Annotated in this window: 1 protein-coding gene; it reads left to right on the top strand. The window is 60.5% G+C overall.

Going from position 1 to position 299, the window contains the following annotated elements:
- Nucleotides 1–299: GDSL-type esterase/lipase family protein (locus tag SB822_RS56185; protein ID WP_410858989.1), on the top strand; the 299-nt coding region annotated here is incomplete at both ends.

The raw sequence follows: 299 nt of genomic DNA, 5'->3' as shown, positions 1-299 counted from the left end.
CGCACTGCCGACCGAGCAATTGTCGCAGGTGAGAATTGTCGGTTTCGGCGACAGCCTCATGGCGGGCTATCTGCTGCCGGCCAATGCCGCCTTTCCGCAGCAGCTTGAAAAGGCACTCAACGACAAGGGTGTCGAGGTTTCGATCGAGAATGCGGGCGTGTCGGGTGACACGACCACGGGCGGGCTTTCGCGCATCGACTGGTCCGTTCCCGATGGCACCGATCTGGTCATCCTTGAACTGGGAGCGAATGACGCGCTGCGCGGCATCGAACCCGACATTACCGAAAAGAACCTCGATG

Origin of the sequence: Paraburkholderia sp. SIMBA_054 (genome assembly GCF_046534875.1) — a bacterium.
Taxonomy (GTDB): Bacteria; Pseudomonadota; Gammaproteobacteria; order Burkholderiales; family Burkholderiaceae; genus Paraburkholderia; species Paraburkholderia hospita.
Note: the sequence above shows the minus strand (reverse complement) of the source record. Positions and strands in the feature narration are given on the sequence as shown.